This is a genomic window from Chryseobacterium sp. FW101-FHT12H09 (genome assembly GCF_058790395.1).
The window spans coordinates 614,925-638,714 of sequence record NZ_JBYTCP010000004.1; the positions used below are offsets into that span (position 1 = coordinate 614,925).

20 protein-coding genes are annotated in these 23,790 nt (G+C 35.5%); 4 read left to right on the forward strand and 16 right to left on the reverse strand.

From position 1 onward, the window contains the following. Positions 1-196 precede the first annotated feature (196 nt). Positions 197-655 (forward strand): hypothetical protein, encoded by a 459-nt coding sequence (locus AC3WRL_RS18305; RefSeq protein WP_492330936.1) that lies wholly within the window; start codon positions 197-199, stop codon positions 653-655. 305 nt (positions 656-960) lie between these two features. Beyond that, positions 961-1,191 carry a transposase gene (locus AC3WRL_RS18310; RefSeq protein ID WP_492330937.1) on the forward strand — a complete coding sequence of 77 codons (231 nt, stop codon included), beginning with the start codon at positions 961-963 and terminating at the stop codon, positions 1,189-1,191. A 301-nt stretch (positions 1,192-1,492) separates the two neighbouring features. Here AC3WRL_RS18310 and AC3WRL_RS18315 read toward each other — a convergent pair whose 3' ends face one another. The 8 genes from AC3WRL_RS18315 to AC3WRL_RS18350 all read right to left on the reverse strand — a co-directional run bounded on the left by AC3WRL_RS18315 (position 1,493) and on the right by AC3WRL_RS18350 (position 8,907). Further along, positions 1,493-1,630 carry a hypothetical protein gene (locus tag AC3WRL_RS18315; RefSeq protein ID WP_261511859.1) on the reverse strand — a complete coding sequence of 46 codons (138 nt, stop codon included), beginning with the start codon at positions 1,628-1,630 and terminating at the stop codon, positions 1,493-1,495. Between the two features lie 636 nt (positions 1,631-2,266). Further along, the gene (locus AC3WRL_RS18320; RefSeq protein ID WP_261511858.1) at positions 2,267-3,064 is read right to left on the reverse strand and encodes an HAD family hydrolase; all 798 of its coding nucleotides are present in this window, start codon (positions 3,062-3,064) and stop codon (positions 2,267-2,269) included. An 84-nt stretch (positions 3,065-3,148) separates the two neighbouring features. After that, positions 3,149-4,213, reverse strand: coding sequence for a UDP-glucose--hexose-1-phosphate uridylyltransferase (locus tag AC3WRL_RS18325; protein ID WP_492330938.1), 1,065 nt, complete (start codon positions 4,211-4,213; stop codon positions 3,149-3,151). Continuing rightward, on the reverse strand, positions 4,182-5,366 hold the full coding sequence (galK, locus tag AC3WRL_RS18330; RefSeq protein ID WP_261511857.1) for a galactokinase: 1,185 nt from the start codon (positions 5,364-5,366) through the stop codon (positions 4,182-4,184). Before galK ends, AC3WRL_RS18325 begins: the two co-directional genes overlap by 32 nt. A 103-nt stretch (positions 5,367-5,469) precedes the next feature. Then, on the reverse strand, positions 5,470-6,429 hold the full coding sequence (locus tag AC3WRL_RS18335) for a transketolase family protein (protein ID WP_214825937.1): 960 nt from the start codon (positions 6,427-6,429) through the stop codon (positions 5,470-5,472). 11 nt (positions 6,430-6,440) lie between these two features. After that, the gene (locus tag AC3WRL_RS18340) at positions 6,441-7,289 is read right to left on the reverse strand and encodes a transketolase (RefSeq protein WP_214825938.1); all 849 of its coding nucleotides are present in this window, start codon (positions 7,287-7,289) and stop codon (positions 6,441-6,443) included. A 4-nt stretch (positions 7,290-7,293) separates the two neighbouring features. Then, positions 7,294-7,947: a fructose-6-phosphate aldolase gene (gene fsa / locus AC3WRL_RS18345; protein WP_214825940.1), complete on the reverse strand. Its 654-nt coding sequence runs from the start codon at positions 7,945-7,947 to the stop codon at positions 7,294-7,296. A gap of 87 nt (positions 7,948-8,034) precedes the next feature. Next, positions 8,035-8,907, reverse strand: a complete 873-nt coding sequence (locus AC3WRL_RS18350; protein WP_492330939.1) for an AraC family transcriptional regulator — start codon at positions 8,905-8,907, stop codon at positions 8,035-8,037. A 177-nt stretch (positions 8,908-9,084) separates the two neighbouring features. On the opposite strand from AC3WRL_RS18350, the gene AC3WRL_RS18355 reads away from it, so the two are divergent. Next, positions 9,085-9,678: a hypothetical protein gene (locus AC3WRL_RS18355; protein ID WP_214825943.1), complete on the forward strand. Its 594-nt coding sequence runs from the start codon at positions 9,085-9,087 to the stop codon at positions 9,676-9,678. Positions 9,679-9,733: 55 nt separating this feature from the next. On the opposite strand, the gene AC3WRL_RS18360 is transcribed toward AC3WRL_RS18355, so the two are convergent. The 6 genes from AC3WRL_RS18360 to AC3WRL_RS18385 form a co-directional block, all read right to left on the reverse strand. Continuing rightward, positions 9,734-11,767, reverse strand: a complete 2,034-nt coding sequence (locus AC3WRL_RS18360; RefSeq protein WP_492330940.1) for an alpha-glucuronidase — start codon at positions 11,765-11,767, stop codon at positions 9,734-9,736. 62 nt (positions 11,768-11,829) lie between these two features. Next, the gene (locus tag AC3WRL_RS18365) at positions 11,830-12,798 is read right to left on the reverse strand and encodes a glycoside hydrolase family 43 protein (protein WP_214825947.1); all 969 of its coding nucleotides are present in this window, start codon (positions 12,796-12,798) and stop codon (positions 11,830-11,832) included. A 28-nt stretch (positions 12,799-12,826) separates the two neighbouring features. Next, entirely contained in the window at positions 12,827-13,948 is a 1,122-nt protein-coding gene (locus AC3WRL_RS18370) for an endo-1,4-beta-xylanase (protein WP_214825949.1), read from the reverse strand. Positions 13,949-14,153: 205 nt separating this feature from the next. After that, a complete protein-coding gene (locus AC3WRL_RS18375; RefSeq protein WP_214825951.1) occupies positions 14,154-15,599 on the reverse strand; it encodes an MFS transporter in 1,446 nt (481 codons plus the stop codon). 33 nt (positions 15,600-15,632) lie between these two features. Further along, complete coding sequence (locus tag AC3WRL_RS18380; protein WP_214825953.1) at positions 15,633-17,540, reverse strand: sialate O-acetylesterase; 1,908 nt, start codon at positions 17,538-17,540, stop codon at positions 15,633-15,635. A 37-nt stretch (positions 17,541-17,577) separates the two neighbouring features. Continuing rightward, entirely contained in the window at positions 17,578-19,953 is a 2,376-nt protein-coding gene (locus AC3WRL_RS18385; protein WP_492330941.1) for a beta-L-arabinofuranosidase domain-containing protein, read from the reverse strand. Between the two features lie 509 nt (positions 19,954-20,462). On the opposite strand from AC3WRL_RS18385, the gene AC3WRL_RS18390 reads away from it, so the two are divergent. Continuing rightward, positions 20,463-21,149: an NUDIX hydrolase gene (locus tag AC3WRL_RS18390; protein ID WP_214825957.1), complete on the forward strand. Its 687-nt coding sequence runs from the start codon at positions 20,463-20,465 to the stop codon at positions 21,147-21,149. A 2-nt stretch (positions 21,150-21,151) separates the two neighbouring features. Here the strand turns inward: AC3WRL_RS18390 and AC3WRL_RS18395 are convergent, their stop codons facing one another. After that, complete coding sequence (locus AC3WRL_RS18395) at positions 21,152-23,062, reverse strand: DUF294 nucleotidyltransferase-like domain-containing protein (protein ID WP_492330942.1); 1,911 nt, start codon at positions 23,060-23,062, stop codon at positions 21,152-21,154. Between the two features lie 2 nt (positions 23,063-23,064). Beyond that, positions 23,065-23,706: a 3'-5' exonuclease gene (locus AC3WRL_RS18400; RefSeq protein WP_261511850.1), complete on the reverse strand. Its 642-nt coding sequence runs from the start codon at positions 23,704-23,706 to the stop codon at positions 23,065-23,067. Between the last annotated feature and the right edge of the window lie 84 nt (positions 23,707-23,790).

The following is a 23,790-nucleotide window of genomic DNA, read 5'->3' on the forward strand; positions in this document are numbered from 1 at the left end:
AATATCATATTATTGTGATATAATTTATTCTGTTATTTTTACTAAATTTTACACCTTTCCCGTTGTCAATTGTCTTATTTAGGATCAAAAATGTCCATTTAAAGCATTTATTGTTAGTCTTGCTATGATATTTCCAGTCTATTTGTGCTGCTATCATATCTAAAAAATAATAAAGTCTAATAATTAAAAACAAAAAATGAGCAGATTAATAATTTTAGGAATTACAATTTTCACCCTGTTTTGCGGACATTTTAAAAGTCAGACATCCACAGATCAAGCAAACTCGGTATTCATTACCAAAAGAAAATCCTTGGAGCAAATGCAAATATTAATGAAGCCTCAATTATATCCTGAACAGAATGCCTACACCTTAAATAATAGTTTAGAAAACTCACTCGGAATATCATTAAACCTTTTTTCTGAAAGATTCTATAAACTGGGAAGCCAAATAACTTCACCCAATTCATTGATAAAATTTGAGAGACAACTGGGAATATCAGTCAATTATATTGAAAACAATGTAGACTTCAAAGAAAAATTAAGTTTGAAAGATAAAAACGGTGCCGTTAAAGGAATAGTTCAATTTACGTTTTGCAATTATCAAAGGTATGTACCATCTCAGGAATTCGGCGTTGTATTGAAATTCTTCAAATAGGAAATGTAAATTTTAATGAATTTATAGATGAACAGTTATTTAAAAATTGCTGTTCACTTTCATTTTAACACAAAAAATCAGTTGATTAAAAAAAGTATTTTCATTAAGCAAAGATCAATATTAACTTTAATAAAGAGTTTGTTTAAATTAATTTTTATTTAACCACAAAAGGAGCAAAAGAAATTTGAAATGTATATTATTAGATATTTAAAGCTCTCAAAATGTAAATCGTCAGCAAAAGTGTACTGATTTAGGCCCTCACTTAAGGAGTGTTTCATAAGAGATTAATTTTTAAATTTGATATTATGAACACCAGGAAAAAACCAACTCCTGAAACTTACATTAAAGAGATCAGGAGAAAAACCAGAAGAATCGTCACAGCCAAGCTAAAGATTCTCATTGTAATGGAAGCTCTTCGTGCAGAAACTTCTGTAGTAGAGCTCTGCCGTAAGCATGGCATTCAGGAATCAACCTTCTACAAATGGAACAAAGAATTTCTTGAGGTCGGGTATCGAATTAATCATTGGATAGCTTAAAAAAAAGGATCTTCTTGTAGAAGACCCTCTTAGCGGGGAGAGAGAGTCCTCTGTCGAACACTTAGTACCTCTTCTCACCCTTCTAAATAACATTGAATAATTGTTCTACTAAATCAAAATGTTAACTATGATGAAATTAAACCTGACAGTTGTTTACATCTCGACCAAAGTATTATCCAGGAACATTACATAATGTTCCATTACTTACAGGAAAAAAATCTTTTGGATGAATTTTAAAATTTTTTCCTTTTTTCATAAATTTGAATTATAGATGTCAAATAGTTATTTTAATGGATTTTTGTTACTCCCGGTTCTTCACCGAATCATAAATCGAATTGTATAAAATAAACATCATTCTTACCATAAAAACTTCTATAAACTCTTTCAGGTCTTCATTATGAAGGCGAAGATCTTCAAGGCAGGCTTCTTTCAGAGACATCTGATTCTCATGTTGGAGTACTTACAATATTGTAATAAATACTGTCGGTGGCCTCGTCTTTTAATACAGATTGTACCTCATTGAAAAAAGTAACCAGGTGACAGGCTAATGTCTGTAAACATTAGTTAAAGACACTCCTATGGCAACCGCTAATTTTAACAATATGTTACATTTAATTAATAAATAATGAATTATATGCAATTTTAATTAAATATAACACTCAATAGTGAAAATATTTAATTATATTTGGTATGATTCTAAAAACCATGAAAAAAACATTTTCAAACTGAGATTTTATCTCAACAAAGAAGCTCGGCATATGTATGCCGAGCTTCTCTAATCAAATCAGTATGAAAGATTTTAACTGCTGTATGTGATTGCAATAGTTGTTAATAATATACAAAGAAAAAATACGAGCTTGTCGGGATTGTTCGTTTCCGTAAAAGAGTTTTCAATTGCTATGAGAAGGCTCTGCAATAAAACGAGGTAAAGAGTTTTAATCTGAGATACAGTCAAATTACCAGGTGAACATAAAGGACATAAGTCATGGAATTGCAATTATTCTAGAGACGAAATTTATATACTATTAATGCTACATTTTTAAAACTGAAAGTCCCTCTGACCTTCAGGTGTGAACTAAATTTTCAAATACTCACTAATTGTTTCTAACACACCAAAATCGTCGTTTGAAAGTGTAGAAAAACGGGCAGCATTCTTTACAGAAGGATGAGCGTTTTCCATTGCGTAAGAATATTTTGATTTTTCCAGCATAGTAATATCATTCATATAGTCTCCGAAAGACATTGTCTGGGAGGGCAAAATATTAAGAAGATTCTGTAATTTTTCTAATGCATTGCCTTTGTTGATGTCTTTATTCATTATATCCAACCAATATTTTCCGGATATAACGACTTCCAGATTGTCCTCTTCGAATTTTTTCAGGAAAGGATAAAGATTTTTTTCGGAACCCCCAGGATGATAAACTGCGATCTTGAATGCGTCATCATCTACCTCTTCTGTCAAGTTATTTACTTTTTGATTTTCAGTATAATATTTTGTAAAATAATCAATAAATTGCTGATCATCACTTTCATAGTAGGCTTTCTTTTTTGCAGACAAAACTGCTCTGGCACCAGGAATTTGACGTATAGCCGTTACAATATCAACAATAAATTTATAATCTAATTTATCAGCGAAAAGTTCTTTATTTTTATAAACTACATATCCTCCGTTTTCTGCAATAAAGCCGATATCATTTTTAATGTCTTCAAAATATTGGGTAATACCGGGCATTTGTCTGCCGCTCGCAGGGACAAACAATATATTTCTTTTTTTTAGTTCTTCGAAGATGGTAGGAAAGTTAGGACTTACTTTGTAATCTGAATTGAGAAACGTGCCATCCATATCTGTGACAATCAGTTTAATATCTGTCATAATAATATTCTTTACAAGAAAATCAAATTGGACTTCTTGATTATAATTCAATTAAATTTACAGTGCAAAGTTAAACACTTTTAATTATAGATTTTTGTAATGCACAATGGAAAGATTTTGTAATATTTCAGCACTCTGTTCTGGTGTGATATCTCGTTGTGATTCTGCCAGCATTTCGTAACCAACCATAAATTTTTTCACTTCACGGCTTCGCAGCAAGGGCGGATAAAAATGCATGTGGAAATGCCATTCCGGATGTGGTTTTCCATCAGTTGGTGACTGGTGAATTCCTGCTGAATACGGGAAAGAAATTTCAAAAAGATTATCATATTTGGTCGTCATAAGGCTAATAATCTCTGCCAGAGCATGCTTTTCAGGTTCAGAAAACTGCAGGATATTTTCAATTTTTTGTTTGCTGATGATCATCGTTTCGTATGGCCAGATCGCCCAAAATGGAACTAATGCTACAAAATGTTTGTTTTCCAGAACGATTCTTTCTTTAAGCTCTAATTCTTTTTTGAGATAGACTTCTAAAAGTGATTTTTTATTTTTATTAAAATACTTTTTAAAATTTTCCATCGTCTTCAAAACTGAAGAAGGAATTGAAGACTGTGCCCATATCTGCCCATGTGGATGGGGATTGCTACATCCCATTACATTGCCTTTGTTCTCAAAAATCTGAACATTATTAATATAATCTTCAGCTCCCAATTCCTCATATTGCTGTTGCCATACATCAACCACTTTTTTTATATCGTTTACTTCCATTTGCGGTAAAGTAAGACTGTGATTTTCAGAAAAACAAATGACCCTGTTAATCCCTCGTTCTGGCTTTAATAAAAAAAGATCAGATTGTTCTTCAGTAAATTCAACATCATCTTTCATCAATGAACCAAAATCGTTATCAAAAACATAGACGCCTTTATAATCAGAATTTCTTTCACCATTAACACGCAGATTTCCTGAACACAGGTAGCAATTTGGGTCGTGAATAGGAAGTTTTTCTTCGAAAACTTTTTCGGTTTGTCCTTGCCAGGGGCGGCTTGCTCTTTGTGGAGACACCAGGATCCATTCATCCAAAAGAGGGTTGTATCTTCTATGAGGATGTTTTTTCTGATTAAATGATAAATTCATTTCTTTCGTATTCATTGATTCCATCCGATATTTTCACGCGGTACACTTTCATTTCGATACCAAAATCTACCTTGTATTTTTGGGTTATTTTTTCAATCACATCATCTACATTCTCACTTTTAATGAGATTGATACTGCATCCTCCAAAACCGCCGCCCATTATTCTTGCGCCTAAGACACCTTCTTCCTTTAAAGTCTCCTCTACCATAAAATCAAGTTCTTTGCAACTCACTTCAAATTCAGTGGAAAGTCCGGAATGCGTTTCACTAAGAAGTGTACCCAGATATTTTATGTTACCTTCTGACAAAGCTTTGGCAGCTTTTTCAACTCTTTTGATTTCCTTTAAAAGATAAAGACTTCTTTTGTAGGAGGTCTCTCCTATTTCTGCTCTCACTTCATCCAGCATTGAAAAACTGAAGTCTCTGAATTTCTCAACTTCAGGAAACTTCTTCCATAATATCTTTTTAGCTTTATCAACATCCTTTCTCCTGTCATTGTAGCCGGAAGTAAGATGTGTATGTTTTACACAACTGTCGAAAAGCACCAGACTATAACCTTCTATATTGGCTTCGAAATACTGATGCTCCAGGGAATTGCAATCCAACATTATCACTTGATGTTCTTTTCCAAAAACGGATGCGAACTGATCCATAATTCCACACTTCACACCGACAAAGGTGTGTTCGGATTTCTGACCAATGAGAGCTAAATCTTTCTTTGTTAAATTTAAATCAAAAAGTTCGTTGAGAATAAAAGCAAATCCGCATTCTAGAGCTGCTGACGACGATAAACCGGAACCCATTGGAATGGTACTGCTAAAGGCAATTTGTAAACCTCCGATCTTTTTTCCGCTTTCCTGAATAACATTAAATACACCCAATAAATAATTAACCCACATCTGTGAAACCGGACTTTGCTTTTGGGTGATATTAAAACTAAAAGAATCGTCAAAGTCTTTAGCAAAAAAGGTGCAATTTTCCGAATTATCAACTTTTCTTACAGCAAAGCAGATATATTTGTCAATAGCAGCAGGAAGTACGAAACCATCGCTATAATCTACGTGCTCACCGATAATATTAATTCGTCCCGGAGCCAGAAAAATACTTTCCGGCTCGGACTCGAATACCGATTGGAATGCTTCTATTGTATAATTGATTAATTTCTCCATTATCAATGACTGCAATTTTCTTTTTTTAAATGAATTGAGCCTTAAAATTTAATTCTAGCTTTTTGCCAGAAATATTTAAAAAAGAAAAGCAGGTATTTTTAAATTAATGAATTTTCCTTTTCATTGCTTTTTTTGCAGCTTCCACGATGTCACCGGCTGTAAGCCCATATTTTTCCATCAGTTGATCAGGTGTTCCACTTTCTCCAAAACTGTCATTTACCGCAACATATTCCTGAGGGGCAAGATATTCTGTGATCAAAAGGTGAGCAATACTGTCACCTAAACCTCCTAATCTGTTATGCTCTTCGGCAGTAACAACACACCGCGTTTTTTTTACTGAATTTAAAATAGCAGCAGCATCCAAAGGCTTTATAGTATGGATATTGATAATTTCAGCATCAATTCCCTGTTCTTCCAGGAGTTCTCCCGCTTTTATTGCTTCCCAAACCAAATGACCGGTCGCAACGATGGTAACATCTTTTCCTTCATTCACCATCCAGGCTTTCCCAATCTCAAAGTTTTGATTCTCATCCGTAAAAACAGGAATTACAGGTCTTCCGAAACGCAGATAAACCGGACCCTCATAATCTGCAATAGCAATAGTTGCTGCTTTGGTCTGATTGTAGTCGCAAGTATTGATAACAGTCATCCCCGGAAGCATTTTCATCAAACCGATATCTTCCAGAATCTGATGCGTTGCACCGTCTTCGCCTAAAGTAAGACCTGCGTGTGAAGCACAGATTTTCACATTCTTATCGGAATAGGCAACAGACTGACGAATCTGGTCGTACACTCTTCCCGTAGAAAAGTTGGCAAATGTTCCTGTAAACGGAATTTTACCTTCCGTTGCCAAACCTGCGGCAATACCAATCATATTCGCTTCCGCAATCCCGATCTGGAAAAAACGCTCTGGTGCTTTTTCTATGAATTTTTCCATTTTCAATGAACCGATAAGGTCAGCGCAAAGAGCCACAACCTCAGGATTTTTGTCTGCTAGTTCAGCAAGACCAGCTCCAAAACCACTTCTGGTATCTTTTTTTTCTGTGTAAGTATATTTTTTCATTTGATATCTGTTTAATAATCCCCCAAAGTTTCTTCAAGCTGATCTAATGCTTTTGCCAATTGCTCATCGTTAGGTGCTTTTCCATGCCAGGCGTGACTTCCCATCATATAATCTACACCGTAACCCATTCCTGTTTTCAGGAGAATACAAATCGGCTGGCCTTTTCCTGTCAACGATCTGGCCTCATCTAAAGCAATAAGAATTTCCTCCATATCATTTCCATTTTCTACTTCCAGCACATTCCAGTCAAAGGCTTCAAATTTGGATTTAAGATTACCTAAAGAAAGTACTTTTGAAGTCGGTCCGTCAATCTGTTGACCGTTATAATCTACAGTTGCAATCAGATTATCTACCTTATTGTGAGAAGCGTACATGATGGCTTCCCAGTTTTGTCCTTCCTGCAATTCGCCGTCGCCGTGAAGGGTAAATACTAAATTTTCATCTTTGTTTAGTTTTTTACCCACTGCATGGCCGATTGCTACCGACAAGCCTTGCCCTAGAGAGCCTGATGCTACCCGAACACCGGGAAGGTGCTCATGTGTGGTAGGATGTCCCTGCAATCTTGAATTTAGCTTTCTGAAAGTTGCCAATTCTGATTTATCGAAATATCCTGCGTGTGCCAAAACACTATAAAAAACCGGAGAAATATGGCCATTGGAAAGATAAAATACATCTTCCCCTTTTCCACTCATATTAAATCCTTCATTTCTTTTCATCACATCAAAATACAGAGCGACCAAAAAGTCTGCACATCCCAGCGAACCTCCGGGATGACCCGATTGACAAGCATGAACCATTCTTACTATATCCCTTCTCACCTGGGAAGCGATATTTTTGAGTTTTAAAAGATCGTGCTGCATATAATTATTTCATTTTTTTTGAATCTTTGATAAACTGATCCAACCCACTGTCTGTTAAAGGATGTTTCAGCAATGACAAAATGGGAGGCAAAGGACAGGTAACAACATCAGCACCTATTTTTGCACAATTGATAATGTGCATACTGTGTCTTACAGAAGCTGCCAGTATCTGTGTTTCAAAACCGTAATTATCATAAATGGTTCTGATTTCTTCAATTAAATTTAAGCCATCTGTAGAAACATCATCCAGCCTGCCTAAAAAAGGCGAAACATACGTTGCTCCGGCTTTTGCAGCCAGAAGAGCCTGTCCTGAAGAAAAAATCAAGGTACAATTGGTTCGGATTCCTTTTTGGGAAAAATATTTAATGGCTTTGATACCGTCTTTGATGATGGGAACTTTTACCACAATCTGAGGATGCAGTGCTGCCAATTCCTCTCCTTCTTTAATCATTTCGTCATAAGTAATTCCTATAACTTCGGCACTTACATCACCATCTACAATATCGCAAATTTTAAGATAATGGTTAAGAATATCTTCTTTTCCGGAAATCCCTTCTTTAGCCATTAAAGAAGGATTGGTTGTAACGCCGTCTAAAACACCCAAAGCATGGGCTTCTTCAATCATAGAAAGATTGGCAGTGTCTATAAAAAATTTCATAAAATGTTGTTTAATCTTTTAAGTGTTAAAAATACACTTAACAAATGAAATAAACAATTTTAGTTTAATTTATTTTGAAGAAAAGCATCATTGCATGACATAATTAAACTCTTTACGATATTGAGAAGGACTTTTCTTTATATATTCCTTAAAAGTTTTGTTAAAATAGCTGAAATTATTAAAACCGCTTTCAAAACAAACGTCTGTTATGCTTAATGGTTTTTCAGCGAGCAGTTTCAGAGAATGTGTAATCCGGTATTCATTTACAAATTGGGTAAAGGTTTTGTTGGTGATTTTCTTGAAATAACGGCAGAAAGAAGGCACTTTCATATTCGCCAAATCTGCAATTTCTTTCAAAGTTATCTGCTCTTTAAAATGATCTTTCACATAATTGAAGATATGATTGATCCTTTCATTATCCTCAACCTGAGTTTGCAGGTAATATTTTCCTGCATTAAGAATTCTGTAATTATCCGTGGCAGAAAGCTCGTGTAGAATTTCAAAAAATTTCAACAGCTTTTCTAAAGATTCTGACTGATGCATCTGCGAAATTTTTTTTCTCATTACTTTTTTGACATCGTCGCCGAAGACCATTCCACTTCTTGATTTTTCGAGCATTGCGTGAATTTTTGCCATTTCAGGATTTTCCCAAATCTTTTCACCCAGAAAATCAGGCTTAAACTGAATCACCATTTCGTAATCGTTATTGGTATTTTCATTGGTTAAACCACAATGTGGCAAATTACTGCCAATCAGCACCAAATCACCATCAGTAAAGTATGAGATATTACTTCCTATCTGCCTTTTGCCGGATCCCCCTTTTACCAGAATCAATTCAACCTCAGGATGATAATGCCAAACGTGAGATTTGATATTCTCATTTCTCTGAAACTTAAGGCTCGTAAAACTGCTTCCTATATTAGGATTGACAGCTTCAAATGCGGGACTGTGGTGTTTCATAATTTAATTCTCAATCAAAGTTATAAAATAATATTTACAAAATTAACTGTTAATATTTAAATAATATACAATTAAGGTTAATATAGAACATAAATATGAAAATTACATTCTAAAATCCAACAGAGAAACACTATACATTTGCAGTATCAGTATCAGCAAACATAAAACACTTTTATTATGAATAATCTATTAAAAATCAGTCTATTTGTTGTGTTTATTTTAACTTCAGCAGATGTAATGAGTAAAGACAGAGACTTTTCTGTATCATTCGGAAATGTAAATTCTAAAACCTTTAGTTTTGAAGTGAGCAACGCGCAAAATATTTCCCTGTTTGTATACAATGATAACCAGGGAGAAATATATTCTGAGAAAATAGGAGATCAAAATTTCATTTCGAAATCATATAATCTTGAAACTTTATCCGACGGAACTTATTATCTGGTTGCAGAATCTGATTATAAAATTGAAAAATATAAAATCAGTATCCAAAATAAAAATCTGATGGTTGAAAAAAAACCGGTTACCGAAATCATCAAGCCGGAATTTACGATCAACGACAATATTGTAAAACTCAATATGCAAGACATGAAAGGTTCTGTAAACGTTTCTGTTCAGGATTTTTCAGATAATATCTACTATAGTGAAACTAAATTCGCAAAAAATGGCAAACTCAGTTTAACATTCCAACTGGATCCCAAAACCTCTCCAAGTTACATCATCGCAGTAGAGAAAAACGGTAATATATTCAGTAAAATTATTGCTCTTAAATAAAATATAGATTCATACATATTAAAAGCAGCTCTACCTTTCGGAAGAGCTGCTTTTTTTAATTATGATGTCCCATATTCAGTTTAATCTTCTTCAAATCTTCCAGTTCGTGAACCGGTCGTTCGATGTCATAAGGAATCGGCATCTTTGAATAAGTCTGAAAATACAACAGACAAGCGTCTTTCCACCACTCAGCGTCTTTTGCCTGAATTTTCAATTTAGACTGAACTTCTGTAAATCGTTCTTCATCAATATAAGGCTGAATTTTATCCCAGACTTTTTGATACCCCCGTACATTTTTAACCCCTGTATCATATTTGTATGATAATTCTTCCCACAAAGTTTTCCCATCCTTCATCTCATACTCCCAGGGAACATGATGAAACCATAGAATCAAGTTTTCTGGGCAGGTTTTGATATTTCCATAGATTTCATTTAATGGAGGAAAATAATCAGAAACTGCATTGCTTCCGGATTTTGTTCTGTCGAAACCGATTCCCATCTCATTTGCCTGATGATAATTTACTGGCGACCAGTCAGGTCTTCCACTTTTATAATCTCCCCAAGGTTCAGGGCCATAATGATGTCCTGATGCAAAAATATGGTGCAAGCCAAGAGGCATCATATAATCCACTGCTGTTTCCCTTGAAGTGAGCATCATTTCTTTTACAGGATTAACGAATTTATCATTATCCGTAAATGTCATTTTGATCCATTCATCAGCAATCTGTTCAGAGGTCAGATCCCGGTTCCATGCCAAACGTCCGAATGCATACCAATTGGACTGTGCAAAATGATGTCCCGTCCAGTTTTTATCTTCCCCAATGTTAGAAACTGCCGAGATCGCCGAAATTTTTGCAGGTCTTAAAGTGCCATCCGTAATTTTAGCAATCGTAGAACCAGTTCCGTCAGAATAGGTATCACTGTCTAAAGTTTCCTTGAATAAGGGCGCGAGATAAACCAGATGGTTGGACTGCCCTAAATATTCCTGAGTAATTTGAAATTCAACCATTTCAGGAGTTTTTCTCAAAGCTCCAAAAAGTGGATTAAATGCTTCCCGGGGTTGAAAATCAACAGGTCCGTTTTTGATCTGAATAATAACATTATCTCTGAATTTTCCATCAAGAGGAACAAATTCCAGATAAGCCTGTCTTGCACGGTCTTCTTTACTTGGACTGTACACAAAAGCCCTCCACATGACGATTCCACCGTAGGGTTTCAAAACATCTGCCATCATATTCGCTCCGTCAGCATGGGTTCTTCCATAATCCTGTGGACCGGGTTGTCCCTCGGAATTCGCTTTCACCAAAAACCCGCCGAAATCTGGAATTAATTTATATATTTCAGAAGCCTTATCTTTCCACCATTCCTGAACATCTTTGTTCAAAGGATCCGAATTCTGTAATCCACCCAAAACTTTTGGCGATGAAAAATTGACTGAAAGATAGACTTTGATTCCGTAAGGTCTGAAAAGGTCTGCCAGAACTTTAACTTTTCCAAGATAATCTTTACGTAGCATATTTGGAGATGCATTCACATTATTAAGAACAGTTGCATTAATTCCAATCGAAGCGTTAGCTCTTGCATATTCTTCGTATCTGGGAGAAACTGAATGCGGTAAATCTTCCCATTTCCAAAGAGAATGTCCGGCATAACCACGCTCAATTGTTCCATCCAGATTATCCCAATGATTGAGAATTCTCACATCATACGAAGGTTTTTCTGTAATATTAAGATTTGTTAAAGCTGACTTTGTTTGCTGCAAACGTAAAATATGATAGACCCCATAGAGCAATCCGATTTCTTTTTCGGCAGAAATAACCAGTTTGTTCTGAATCGATTTTATCGTATAACCACCTTTTAAATTTTTTAATGATTTTTCTGTGCGAAGTTCAATTTCCTGACCCTGCCAATGATTCATTAATTCTTTTTTGGCAATCTCTAAAGTTGGATTGTTTCCTTTAGAAATAATTTTATCTGCTGAAACTCCATTTTTTGCAGGAAACCGAAGCCAAAGCAGACTTCCATCCTCGGCCAAAACCGTTAAAGGAATCATTAAAAACAATATGATGTATAATCGGAAATAACGCATTGGATTCTTTAATTTTTTTATTTAAATAACTGTTAAATGGGTTAAAAACCCATCCATATTGATTAATTATCGAGTCCTTCAATGGTTTTAATTTTACCATCACTGTCGTATTCGAGTTCAATGACTTTCATGCTTCTAAGCCATGTTTTTCCCTCGCTCGGAACACAATCATGGAAGAAAAGATACCATTTCCCGTTATATTCTACAATACTGTGATGGGTCGTCCATCCAACAACAGGTGTCAGAATTTCTCCCTGAAAAGTAAATGGACCATAGGGATTGTTTCCTGTTGCATAACATATTAGATGTGTATCACCGGTAGAATAAGAAAAATAATACTTGTTATTGTATTTATGCATCCAGGAAGCTTCAAAAAAACGATGCTTGTCGCCATGGAGTAAAGGATTTCCGTTTTCGTCAAGAATAAGAACATCTTTCGGCTCTTCTCCGAATTCCAGCATATCCTCTCTTAAAATAGCAATCTTTGAAGAAATTGCCTGTTCATCATCATTGGGAAGAATAGCAGATTCAAGGGCTTTGTTATTTCTGTAACGTTGTAATTGTCCACCCCAGATTCCGCCGAAATACATATAATGTTTTCCATCCTCTTCAAAAACACAGGGGTCGATGCTATAACTTCCCATCATCGGATGTTTCTCCGGAACAAATGGTCCGTAGGGCTTATCACTTACTGCAACACCTATTCTGAAGATATCGTTTTTATCTTTTAAAGGAAAATACATATAGTACTTTCCTTTTTTATACGCTACATCGCAATCCCATAACTGCCTTCCCGACCAGGGAATATCTTTCACGGAAAGCACAACACCATGATCTTTGATTTCACCATTTTCCACATCGTCTAAAGAAAAAACATGATAATCATTCATATCAAAATGATCTCCGTTATCATTCTCTTCCATTCCACTTTCCCAGTCATGTGACGGGTAGATGTACAATTTGCCTTCAAAAACGTGTACAGAGGGGTCTGCCATATAATCCTTCGGGAATAGATATTTTGCTTTTTTCATTGTTTTAATTAGAAGTTAGATATTAGAATTATTTTTCTTTTGTCAGCTGAATGATTTTTTCCACCACAGGTTTTGTCTGACCATTCCGGTCAAAAAGCAACGGATAGTCGGTTCTTCCTTTTACAGGAAAATCATTTTTCCACGATTGTGCATCGGTAGTACCCCATAATGTCACCCTTCTTATTTTATCCTGGTGTTTGATGAAGAGTCTGAAAAAATCCAGATAACGGTTTTCCCATTCTGTCTTTATATTTTCGGGAAGACCTGTCGTATAAGGATTCATTTTTGCCTGATATTCCACGGTATCTGAAACATTGGCAGAAGTTCCCCAAGGTGAAGGAAGTGCACTAATCTCCATTTCGGTAACATTCACTTTAATGCCGTTTGCTGCATAGGCTACAATTGCTTTTTCATATTCATCAAGCTTTGGTGTATCGAGACCAACGTGTGTCTGCATACCAACTCCATCGATACGAATTCCTTTGGTTTTCAATTTTTCAACCATTTTGCTAACAGTCTGAACTTTTTCGGGGTACCATTCGTTGTAATCGTTGTAATATAATTCTGCGTTTGGATCTGCTTCGTGAGCATACTGAAATGCCAAGGGAATAAATTCTTCACCAAGGATTTCGTAAAATTTACTTTTACGGTAAGAACCGTCTTCCATGATGGCTTCATTGACTACATCCCAACCTTTCACCCGACCTTTGTATCTGCTTACAACCGTAGTGATATGATTTTTCATCCTTTGTTTAAGAACTTCTGCTGAAATCTCTTTTCCATCTTTATCAATGAAAAACCATTTGGGCAACTGAGAATGCCAAATCAGCGTATGACCGATAATGAACATTTTGTTTTTCTCTCCGAAAGCTACAAATTTATCGGCATCATCAAAAAAGAATTTTCCTTCCTGCGGTTGCAGAAACATAGATTTCATACAGTTTTCTGCAACAATAGAGCTAAACTGCTTTTTAATGATCCCAACAGAATTGGCCTCTGTTTCGTCAATCTGCGGAAGGCTCATTGCTGTTCCGACGTAAAATTTATTCTTGAATGCATTTTTAAGGGTCACCGCAGAAGCTGCATTGCCTGCTGTCTTACACGATACGGTCAAGGTTAAAATTCCTAATAATGCTGCTATTTTTCTCATAAGCTTTTTATTTTCATTTGGCTTTGGATGAAACTTATTTTAAATTTTGACTAAAGCCATTTCCTTGTATTGTATTGAACGGGTTAAAGCCCATTCGTACTTATTTTTTATTAATCTCGCCAATATTTTTTGAACACTAATCATACGCAGTCCGGCTTAAACAGAGCTCTTTTTGCGAGAAAAAAAACATTTCTGATTTGTTTTTTTACTTTCTTCTTTCTTTAAGTTCTTGCTCGATTTTAATTTCCATCTTTTTATTGATTTCGTAAAACATCAGCAGTCCACACGCTAAAAAGAAAGGAATGGAAGGAAATACACTGACCAGCATTTTTGCACCTGCGGAAACTGTTTCCGGCTGTATCACGTTTACCGCACCTTCAGAGGAGATATAACCATACTGACCAATAATATATGCGACTAATGAGCTTCCGATGCTTAAACCTACCTTCAAGCCTACCATCATTGCCGAAAAAATAATGGCAGTTGCCCGTCTGTTATTTTTCCATTCGGAATAGTCCGCGACATCAGCAATCATTGCCCAAAGCAAAGGTGTACCGATTCCGTAAAAGAAACCGTGTAAAATCTGCGACAAAAACATCAATCCAACAGATTTTGGCGGATAGAAAATAAAGGCCACTACAAATAAAGTTGATATAAACAATGAAGCAATAAACGCATCTCTTTTGCCATATTTGTCTGCAAATTTTTTAGAGAAAGTGATTCCGACAATCATCATAATGATTCCTCCGGCATTGAAAAGTCCGAAACCTGCTGAACGTGCATCTTCACCAAAGAAATTCATCCCAATGGAATTGAAGAAATTGGTTATTGGTGATATAAATTGCTGAAGAGAAGCTTCATCTACATAGTTATTAAAATAATATACATACGAACCTCCCTTCATTGCCAATGTAATGAAAATCAATGCGGTAACCACCAACATTATAATCCAGGGCTTGTTTTTCTTTAAGTCTTTTAAATCAGCACCTAAAGTCGATTCTTGCTCCGGTTTTGGAACCACTCTTTCTTTGGTGGTGAAAAATGTTATCAGTAACATTGCTGTTCCTATAATCGCTAACCAAGTCATTACCACTTCGATTCCGGCCGCTTTATTGCCATGTCCTGCAGATAAAATAATCGGTAACATAAATACCTGAACAAAAAATTGCGCAAACATTACAGCTACAAAACGATAAGAAGAAATACTGTTGCGCTCACCCATATCGCCTGTGATTACACCACTTAAAGCAGCATAAGGTAAATTATTGGCCGCGTAAAGCAATAGTAATACAGAGTAAGTGACTGCTGCATAAATCATTTTTCCTTTATACGAAAAATCAGGAGTACTGAATGCTAGAAGCGCTGCTGCACCCAACGGAATGGCAGACAGCAAAATCCACGGACGGAACTTCCCCCACTTTGTTCGTGTTCGGTCTGCCAAAGCACCAATCATTGGGTTGAAGACAAAACCAGCCAATAATCCGACGGTGAGTGTAATGATAGAGGCATTTTCCGGTTTTAATCCATAAATATCTGTATAGAAATACGCTAAATATGTTACGAGCGTCTGGAAAACCAGATTGGCTGCTAGGTCTCCTAAACTGTAGCCGATTTTCTCAATAACAGATATTTTTTGGGATGAGTTGTTCATTTTAATAGTTTATAATTGATAAGTAATAATTGATTATTCCGTAGTAAACGGTGAAGCGGGAAGTCCGGATTTATTTCTAAGGTTTCCATCGGGATTATCTGCCCAGTCATAGCGGACAGCAAATGGTTCTTTTACAATGTCATTCCAGACAGTGATTCTGTTACCTTCGATTTTCGCCTTCGCCCACTCATATTTTCCATCCTTACTTTTGATAGCAAAACCTTTCAATTCAGAAACAGGCTCAAAATTATCCGTTCCAGATTTAAAAGTAAGAATAATTCTATTTTCTTGTACCTTCATTGATTGATACACTGGTCCATCTGCGATGATATTTTTTCTATAAGCCACTTTAAATGCCTGTAAAGCTAATCTTTCGCCAACTGATTTTTTATTTAAAGGATGAATATCATTCCATTCTCCTAAATCAATAATTACGGCAAGTCCTGTATTTGGAACTTTCAACGAAACCCGACGCTGTTGGTCTCTCAACTCTGCCCAATTGCTTTCCACAGGCTGAGTTTTCGGGTCCATAAAATTGGCCAGCTGTACGGTAAAAAACGGCATATCCTTATGATTCCATTTGTTTCGCCAATCCAGAATCATCGTAGTCAGTAGATCTCCGTATTCTTTTGGTTCTCCGGTATTACCTTCCCCTTGATACCAAATTACTCCTTTTATATTATAATTGATTAGTGGATTAATCATTGCGTTGTACAATCCTACTGGTTTCCAACGAATAAAAGTTTGTCCGGGAGCCATTTTTTCCATCTTGGCACCAACCTTATATTTCCATTCTGTTTTTAAATCTATTTTATTTCCATCGATTTCGATATAATAAGGTTTGTCGGCGATAAACTCTCCTTTTCCGCTTCCATTCGTAATCCTTGTGGCAATGATATTTTTGCCTTCTTTCAAAATGCCCGCCGGAATATCGTACCAGCGAGGCGGATATTCGTAGGTTACATTTCCTACTTTTACGCCATTAATGTACGTCACATCGGCATCTTTTATTCTTCCTAAATTTAAAAATGCTGTTTTTCCTGCCTGACTTTTAGTTAAGTTAAATTCTTTTCTAAACCAAACTGAACCTTCGAAAGGCCCTTCTTTATCTTCCCACGAACCCGGAATTCGCATCGTCTTCCAGCTGGAATCATCCAGGCCGAAACTTTCCCAGTGCTGATTCAATCCGATATCACTCTGGCTAAGCTCTGTATACCATGCTTTACTTAATGCCTGTTCTGTAGATTCTGTAGACTTAATTAACTCATCATTTTGCCATTTTTTTGCTTCATCCAGATATTCAGGATATTTTTTCAGAGAATTTTCATCCATCCACGACTGGATTGGTGCCCCACCCAGACTCGAGTGAATAATACCAATGGCAATTTTATTTTTTTCACTCAACTGCTTTGCAAAAAAATAGGCAACTCCAGAAAAATTAAGAATCGTCTGTGGATTTGTTACTTCCCATTTGCCGCCGTCAAGCTCAGTTTGAGGTGACTTGAAATTATATTTTTGAGGAACAGTGAAAAATCTGATATTCTGGTTATTTGCATTTTTAATTTCATTCGCATAAAGAGGTATCAGCCTGCGCATTGGCAGTTCCATATTCGACTGTCCGGAAGCCAGCCAAACATCACCGATGAGAATATTTCTCAATGTTACTTCATTAATGGTCATAACATAAGGCCCCCCTGCTTTCTGCTCAGGAAGCGTGATTTTCCAGTTCCCCGTTTGGTCGGAAGTCGTGCTGTATTTCTTATTGAAGAATTTAATTTCAATTTTTTCTCCGGCATCTGCTTTTCCCCAGATATTTAGTTTTTGATTTCTCTGCAAAACCATTCCATCTGAGACCAATGCAGGAAGTGTTATTTTTGCTTCAATGAAAATGCAGAATAGGCAGAGAAGCAAGCTTAAAATTTTATTGAGTTTATTGTTCATATCGGATTGAAATATTTTGTAAGCCTTGTCAAGACTGTTAGTTTTTATCTGGCATTTGATTAAGTACTCTTACTTCAATGATCTTCGGGGTAAGTGATTTTTCACCTGATTTAAATTTTATCGTAAGAACTTCCTTACGATTTTCAGATTCAGGAATCGGAATTAATAATGATTGTGGAGAGCTGCCTAATGTTCCATCGAAATCTTTAGAAATCACTTTTACTCCATTAATTTCCACATTCAACATTCGGTTGTTATTGACATCGAAATAAAGAACATAAACATATTTTGCATTTTTATTCTTATTTCTCATCTGGTAACTGAACCAACCTTTAGCCTCGCGGAAATGGCGGTCTTCGATATAACCGGTATTGGAGTCTTTGCTGTCGATGAAATGGTCTGATTCTGGCTGCTGTTCACCCAACTGGATTTTATCTGCTGTAATGCTGTTCAGTTTTTTGAGGTCCTCTTCTTCTTCGGCTTTCTGTTTCTGAATCATTACAATTTTATCCTGATCCGCCTGCGGAAAGTAAATGATGTAACGTTCTTCCTGAATTTTATAAAACGGAACCAGTTCTAGTCCATTACCGAATTTATTCGGAGGATACAAACCTTTTAATCTGAAGGTGAGATCTTTTCCATTAACATTTTCCAAATGACTTATAACCGAGGCTGAGCTTCCCAAAATGGTAGGAATTTCATTTAAAGGAATCTGCGGACCGTGCGCGATGTGTCCGCCTCTGCTGTCATCGGCCAAGAGTCCATCCTGATTTTCTTTTCCATATTTGGCAGCTAAAACAATCGGGCCATATTTAAACGCAAAATAGTCCGAATTATCGGGAAGTTGTTCTGCAGAAAGATGCATCGGCATTTTCATTTCTATAACATCACTTTTCTTCCATTCTCTTTTGATATTAAAGTAACCTTCAGCATCAACAGCAACATTAATATTTTTACCATTTACTGAAATGGTAATCTGAGAAGCATCCGACCATTGCGGTGCTCTTAATTTCAAATTTATATTTGATTTTGAAGCGACGTCAAAAATCAGTTTTGTAGATGCTGATTCCGGGAAGTTATTTTCCTGCCTAAGAACCACTTTCTTTTCAGACCATTTTAAAATGGAAGGGATAAAAAGGTTTACATACAGATCTTCATCTGAATAAGCATAAATCATTTCTCCATACTTGGCCTGATTCTCCATTCCTGAGCCTACGCAACACCAAAAGCTGGTTTCAGGCTGAGAATAAACCCTGTAATGACCTGGACGCATTGGTGTGAAATAAACAAAACCACCTTTTTCAGGATTTTGAGTGGAAAGAATATGGTTGTATAAAGCTCTTTCGTAATAATCTATATAAGATGATTTTGGATTCGTTGCATATAATTCTCTGGAGAGTTTCAGCATATTATAGGTATTACAGGTTTCGGGACCTTCGACACTTTTAATCATTCCACCGAAATCATTAATTGGATTAAAATGCTCACTCACACTGTTTCCTCCGATAATTACCGAACGTTTTTGCGTAACGTTCGTCCAGAAAAAATCGGCAGCATTGCTCCATTCTTTATTATTTTCTAAATCCGCAATACGTTTAAAACCAATCACTTTCGGAATCTGTGTATTAGCATGAATTCCAGTTAGTTTATCTTCATCATTCAATAAGGGGTTTAAAATTGCAAGATGTGAAAAGCGATGGGCAAGTTTGAGATATTTCGGATTTTTTGTGATGTCGTAAACATCAGCAAATACTTCATTCAAACCGCCATGTTCACTACGAAGCATCTCCTGAATCTGCGCATCGGAAAGTCCGGAAACTTCATCAACCATCCAATCTGTGAGTTTTATCAGTATCTTTTTTGCTTTCTCACTATCAGCATACCAATAAGCATCCCGCAAACCTGAATATGTTTTGTGGATATTATACAGTGGAACCCAACGGTCGTTCAGACCAAAAGTTGCAGCCCGGATGTTCCCCCCGGCAATCTCCTTCCAGATTTTTTTACCATTCGGAACTCCCGAAAGATAACCGTTTCCTGAAAAATCCTGACACCGTTCCAGTTCATCGATCATATAATCCAAACGCTGCTTGACTTCTCGATCATCTGTTGAAGCGTACATGAGAGCCAGAGCGGAAATGTAATGACCACCGATATGACCATCCAGTCCTGTATTTTCCCAATTGGGATAATTTTCTTTTTTAAATTTCAATCCTGCTTCTTTTAGGTACGGTGCCAAAAGCCTGTCTGCATTCATCGATAGGATATATTTTTTATCCGTTTGCATTGCTTTTCGAAAATCACTATCAGATAAATGAACTCTATTTAGCGGAAAATAATTGATTTTCTTCTCTGTCTGCCCAAAAGCAAATGAAGCAAATCCTAAAAAAAGTATCAAAACCCGTCTGTTCATTATTAAATGTAATTTCAACATTTATAAAAATAGCAGAAAGAATCCAGATATAAAAGAATTTTGCAGAGAACAAAAAAACAGAGGTCTTATCAAAATTCAAAAAATGTAAAAAAAACAATAGCTTATCATAAAAAATAAGAATACCCAACTAATCACCTACACAGACCGTATATTTAAAACACTGTTTCCAAAATAATTACAACAAGTTTATATTAAGGTTTTATTAACGATTTGAATACTTATCGTAATTTTAGTAAATCAAAGAAAAACTAATTAATTAAGTTGTATTTTATTTTTTAACATAATTTTAACTTTTATTTTATGAACCACGATATGAATTTTAGGGAAAAAAGTAATAAATTTTGAATATTAAATCCCCAAAATAAGTTATCCTATGCATTTTCTGTGTGATATTAGAAAAAACAAAAATAAAGTGTTAAAATAACATTTAATCAACTTGATCGACAAAAAGCACGCTAAAAACATTAACTTTGTAGAAAATAATATTGATGTTAAAAGATTACTTACATTATCCACAGCATTTTGTTGCAGTTGACTGTATCATCTTTGGTTTTGATGGAGAAAATCTAAAAATTCTTCTCGTTAAAAGAAATTTCAAACCAAAAAAAGGAGAATGGTCTCTGATGGGAGGTTTTATAGGTTCTGATGAAAGTTCTGATCAAGCAGCAAACCGGGTTCTACATACTTTGACAGGTCTGGAAAACATTTATTTAGAGCAGTTAAATGCTTATACAAAAATTGATCGTGAACCAAATGCTAGAATTATATCCATTTCATATTATGCACTTATTAACATTGACAATGACATTCATATCAATGAAAAGTATAGTTCCAAATGGTTTGACCTCAAAAACTGCCCAGAACTCATTTTTGATCATAACGAAATGGTAAAAGATGCGGTTTTAAGATTAAGAAGAAGAGCCACTACTAAACCGATCGGTTTTGAATTGCTGGCAAAAAAATTTACAATGAAAGATATCCAGAATCTTTATGAAGCTATTTTTGATGAAAAATACGACAAAAGGAATTTCACGAACAAGATAAATGCTATGGATATTCTGGTCAATACCAATGAAAAAGATATGAACTCTTCTAAAAAAGGATCTTTCCTTTATAGATTCGATGAAGATAAATACAATAAAAAATTATCAGAAGGATTTATGTTTAAGATCTAAGTTTATAAACTTCCAATAAATTTCATCTTGATACCTGACTGAAAATTGCCAATAGTTTTGAAAATTTCAATCAATGTCACCCGTTCTATTCTGGTTAATTTACTAATATCCACATAATTGTCAGGGTGCCTCTTATCAATATTTATCTCATTAGCCTGATTTTTAAGTCGCAGCGCCATCAGATAATAGTAAGATTGATGAATTTCGTTATACTGCTGTTGCGTGAAAATTCCAATTTCAGTAAGTCTCTTCATTCTTTCGCCAGTATTTTCTATTTCCAGATGATTTTTCAATGCATATACACGAACCAGATCTACAATTGGAGACATTGCCGTTTTAATATCGAAAACTTCTGATTTACCAATCGTTTGAGTCTTTATTTTTTTGAAAAAAGTCAAAGGAGGCTCATATTGAAGCGCATTTTTTGCAATGTGTGCAAAAAACAGCTGGTTGGGTGAAACAAGTTTTTCCTTGATAAAAGTTTTAAGCTCCCATACAATATTTTCCTCACCATAAATAAAACGGAAATCAAAAAATGTAGAAAATTTCATTGCATTTTCTGGTATCGATTCATCTATCCATCTTGCATAATCTCTTTTCCAATGGGAAAGAGAATGGGTCCATTTTGGATTACTTGCCATAAAACCGCCTTTACAGTATACAAAACCAATGGTGTTAAGATCATCTGAAACACGTTTGGCAAATTCTAAAAAATATTCTCTTACAATTTCTCTCTGCTCATTCCCTTTGTCTTCATAGATGATTCCGTTATCCTGATCTGTGCTTAGGGTCTGTTCTTTTCGTCCTTCACTTCCCGTAACAATAAAAGCAAATTTCGCAGGTGGATTTCCAATTTCTTTTATCACTTTCTCTATTACCTTTCCTGTTATCGTATCGGCAATCGTGGTAATGACCTGGCTGGCAATTTCGCCGTGTACTCCTCTTCCCAAAAGCTGATTGATCATATCCGGAACCTGTTTCCATTTTTTGAGGAGCTCTTCGATGTTTTCTGCCTGCTTTACTGACTGGATAAACACCAAAGGACTTTGTGCCTGCTCGCTCAGCAACCTGTTTCTGCTTAAAAAACCGACATATCCTTCTTTATCTTTCACTAAAAGATACCTTGATTTGGTTTGGAACATCATCAGAATCGCTTCATATAAATAGGCATCACTGGAAATACTTACAATCGGATTATCCATTACCTCTAAAATAGCTGTTCTTGAATCCAGACAACGGGCGATGACACGATCCCTTAAGGTAATATCGGTAGCATAACCAATAATCTCTCTGTTTTCCGAATTTTTGATAAAGATACAGCTTACCTTATTGGCGGCCATCAGTCTGGCAGCTTCAAAAACAGGTGTATTTTCCTCACACGAAACAATACTTTTATAAGCAATGCCTTCAATTTTCCGGGAATACAGCTGATCGGCTGCAAAATAACTTTCTTCGAAGGTTGCGGGTGTTTTTACAAAGTGTGAAAACTCCTCATCCAGCATTTTTATACCAAAATCTGAAGTAAAATAATGAAAAAAATCTTCGTACGCATTACACAATTCATAAAATTCTTTTCTGGGTAAAGTATAAACCACAGTTCCTTTTTTGGCAATGGCTGATTTCAGCGCACGGACTCTGTTCAGAACCACCGAAATTCCGCCGAAACAGTAAGGAGAATGGTGTTTAGTAACACATCTTTTATTTTCAGTAGCATCGAAAAAGAAAGTTTCGTATTCTCCTGATGAAATAATATCTACACCCGCCATCTCGGTCACTTCCTGACGATAAGCCAGCGTGTCTTTAGAAAACTCGGTTTTAATAAGTGTTTCGGAGATTTCAGCAAGAACCGTTTCGGGCAAAAGGAGAAAGGGCTCTGTTATTTTTAATAGTGAAATAATTTTTTCTTCTGTCATGATTATTCCATTTTATCTGTTAAAAATTTTAATTTACATTCTATTTCGTGATGGATTTTCTGAAGTTCATCTTCAGAAATCTCTCCGCGAGAACGAATTTCAAAAAAACATTTTGCCGTCATTTCAGCATCAATCACAGCATCATGAGAGTCTTCCATTTTTTCATTAAAAAGGAAATCGTAAAGCTGTGGCAAACGAAAATAATAAACTTGAGGATTTAAAATATAGTCTTTGCTTTTTAGCATCGTGCAGTAAAAATGACTTTGAGGAAAAGGATTTTCCAAACCCGCTCTGTAAAAATCACAGCTTAGCGTATGAATATCAAATTCTGTAAAATGTCCTGTAATTAACGGATGATATTGCTGAATATCTTTTGAAAGCTTCTGTAGAACAAACTTTCGTGCTTTTCCATTGTTGCTTAAAAATTCTCTGGAAATTTTGTGAACTTTGAATGACGGTAAACTGATTTCAAAATCTTCATTAATATAAAAATTCTCTCTTTTAATTTCTTTACTGTTTTCATCATACAAAATCCATGAAACCTGAACTGCTGAAGGCCAGTTGTCCGTTTCAGAATAAGGCAGATTCCAACGTTTCGGGATTCCTGTTGTTTCGGTATCGATAAAAAGGAGATATTTTTTCAAAACTTTATTTAAAATTACAAAATCATTAGTATTTTTTTAACAAAGATAGGATGCCAAGAATGGCATCCTATTTCCAAATATTTT

Excerpts from the sequence above, each read along its gene's own strand:
- AC3WRL_RS18305 (WP_492330936.1), top strand. The coding sequence starts at position 197 with ATGAGCAGATTAATAATTTTAGGAATTACAATTTTCACCCTGTTTTGC.
- AC3WRL_RS18310 (WP_492330937.1), top strand. The coding sequence starts at position 961 with ATGAACACCAGGAAAAAACCAACTCCTGAAACTTACATTAAAGAGATC.
- AC3WRL_RS18315 (WP_261511859.1), bottom strand. The coding sequence starts at position 1,630 with ATGTCTCTGAAAGAAGCCTGCCTTGAAGATCTTCGCCTTCATAATGAA.
- AC3WRL_RS18320 (WP_261511858.1), bottom strand. The coding sequence starts at position 3,064 with ATGACAGATATTAAACTGATTGTCACAGATATGGATGGCACGTTTCTC.
- AC3WRL_RS18325 (WP_492330938.1), bottom strand. The coding sequence starts at position 4,213 with ATGAATACGAAAGAAATGAATTTATCATTTAATCAGAAAAAACATCCT.
- galK (WP_261511857.1), bottom strand. The coding sequence starts at position 5,366 with ATGGAGAAATTAATCAATTATACAATAGAAGCATTCCAATCGGTATTC.
- AC3WRL_RS18335 (WP_214825937.1), bottom strand. The coding sequence starts at position 6,429 with ATGAAAAAATATACTTACACAGAAAAAAAAGATACCAGAAGTGGTTTT.
- AC3WRL_RS18340 (WP_214825938.1), bottom strand. The coding sequence starts at position 7,289 with ATGCAGCACGATCTTTTAAAACTCAAAAATATCGCTTCCCAGGTGAGA.
- fsa (WP_214825940.1), bottom strand. The coding sequence starts at position 7,947 with ATGAAATTTTTTATAGACACTGCCAATCTTTCTATGATTGAAGAAGCC.
- AC3WRL_RS18350 (WP_492330939.1), bottom strand. The coding sequence starts at position 8,907 with ATGAAACACCACAGTCCCGCATTTGAAGCTGTCAATCCTAATATAGGA.
- AC3WRL_RS18355 (WP_214825943.1), top strand. The coding sequence starts at position 9,085 with ATGAATAATCTATTAAAAATCAGTCTATTTGTTGTGTTTATTTTAACT.
- AC3WRL_RS18360 (WP_492330940.1), bottom strand. The coding sequence starts at position 11,767 with ATGCGTTATTTCCGATTATACATCATATTGTTTTTAATGATTCCTTTA.
- AC3WRL_RS18365 (WP_214825947.1), bottom strand. The coding sequence starts at position 12,798 with ATGAAAAAAGCAAAATATCTATTCCCGAAGGATTATATGGCAGACCCC.
- AC3WRL_RS18370 (WP_214825949.1), bottom strand. The coding sequence starts at position 13,948 with ATGAGAAAAATAGCAGCATTATTAGGAATTTTAACCTTGACCGTATCG.
- AC3WRL_RS18375 (WP_214825951.1), bottom strand. The coding sequence starts at position 15,599 with ATGAACAACTCATCCCAAAAAATATCTGTTATTGAGAAAATCGGCTAC.
- AC3WRL_RS18380 (WP_214825953.1), bottom strand. The coding sequence starts at position 17,540 with ATGAACAATAAACTCAATAAAATTTTAAGCTTGCTTCTCTGCCTATTC.
- AC3WRL_RS18385 (WP_492330941.1), bottom strand. The coding sequence starts at position 19,953 with ATGAACAGACGGGTTTTGATACTTTTTTTAGGATTTGCTTCATTTGCT.
- AC3WRL_RS18390 (WP_214825957.1), top strand. The coding sequence starts at position 20,463 with ATGTTAAAAGATTACTTACATTATCCACAGCATTTTGTTGCAGTTGAC.
- AC3WRL_RS18395 (WP_492330942.1), bottom strand. The coding sequence starts at position 23,062 with ATGACAGAAGAAAAAATTATTTCACTATTAAAAATAACAGAGCCCTTT.